The 1,549-nt window shown below is 70.9% G+C and carries 1 protein-coding gene; it reads right to left on the reverse strand.

Annotated features, from left to right (window positions below):
- Positions 1 to 1,549 (reverse strand): autotransporter family protein (locus AC1DS0_RS30770; protein ID WP_476817994.1); only part of this gene is annotated, 1,549 nt, incomplete at both ends.

The following is a 1,549-nucleotide window of genomic DNA, read 5'->3' on the forward strand; positions in this document are numbered from 1 at the left end:
CGCATCTCGACCCTGCCCTTGAGGGCGTGGTCTCTGGAGCGTTCGCCGATTGCCGCCGAGTAGGTCAGGCCGAGCGCGGTGGCGGACGAGATGCGCCAGTCGAGGCCGGCCTCGGCGGTGAGGGCGTCGCGGTCGATCCTGGCGGCGAAGACCGTGGCTGCGGTGGTGCCAGCGACGAAGGCGGTGCGGGCCTGCGGGGTGAGCTCGCCAAAACCGTGGCGCCAGCCGAGCATGGCGCGGGCGAACAGCGGCATCGCGCCGAGCTGCGCTTCGGCCCGCAGGCCAAGCGTGGTGAAGCCGAGCGTCTGGTCGCTGGAGAGAATGCGCAAGGCCGCAGCTCCGCCACGCTCGGTGCCGGCATCCGTGCTGACGCGGATCAGCGCCAACTGCGCGAAGGGTTCGAGCGCGACCCCGCGGAAGGCGAAGGCATAGCCGAGCTCGGCAAAGCCCTGCGTCACCGAGCCCGGACGCTGCAGGCGCAGGAGATCGCCGAAGCCGCGGATCTGGACCTGGCGGCGGATGTCGCTCTCCGACCAGCTATAGGCTGCACCGGCATCGAGCCTGAGCTGGCCGAAGCGGGCCCCGGCATAGAGCGCGGCATGGCCGCTCTCGAGCTTGCCGGTCGAGAGGCGGGCATCGAGATCGAAGCGCGACTGGCTGTAGCCACCGGCGACGCCGACCTTCAGCGAMGARCCCGGCGAATCGTAGAGCATGACATCGGCGCCGAGCAGGGCSCCRCCGCTGCGGCGGCTCATGCTCGCGGCGTTGCCGTCGGCGTCGGTATTGCCCGTGCCGCCGAAGGCCGTGCCCCAGAGCGCATAACGCGGCTGCGGCACCGGGGCGGGCATCACGACCGCGCCCTTGCGGCCCGGCAGATCGGCGGAGAAACTCGCCGCGACCTGACCGGGCGCCTGCGTCAGCAGCGGGCCGCGCAGATGGCCCAGAATGGTGTCGCGCACCAGCCGGCTCTCGTCGATCATCACGCTGACCGCCTGGGCATGCGCCTCGCCCGAGAGCAGGTTGAAGCCGGCGCGGGCCTCGGCCACTGTGGCCGAGATCAGCGCGTCATAGACCGGGTTGCCGACGCCGAGCCGCTCCGCTGCGATCGCGATGAAGCCTTGGTTGCGGGTCGCGGCGATGGAGCTGCGGCCATCGGGGCCGAAGGAATTGTCGTTGCGGGTCATCGTCAGCGTGACGTTCTGGCTGTCGTAAGCCAGCGACGGTGTCAGGAAGGCGAGGTTCGAGGTCACCGTCGAGAAACGGCCGGAGACCCCGCCCGAGGCGGTCAGGATGGTGTAGTTGGTCGAGGCCGCGTAATTGCCGTTCTCGGCCAGCACCTGCACCGTGCCGCCCGAGATCGTCGCCGAGCCCGACGCCACGATCCTGTCGCCCTGGCCGGCGGCGTTGACCTCGACCTGATAGGTCGAGCCTGAGGCGAAGGCGACGTTACCGGAGACGCTCAACGTGCCGATCGAGTTGCCGGGCGCCACCGTCGCGCCGCTGCCGACGCTCACCGCCCCGACCGTGCCCGAGCCGCCGAGCGTACCGC

Source organism: Allobosea sp. P4_H5 (assembly GCF_056400825.1).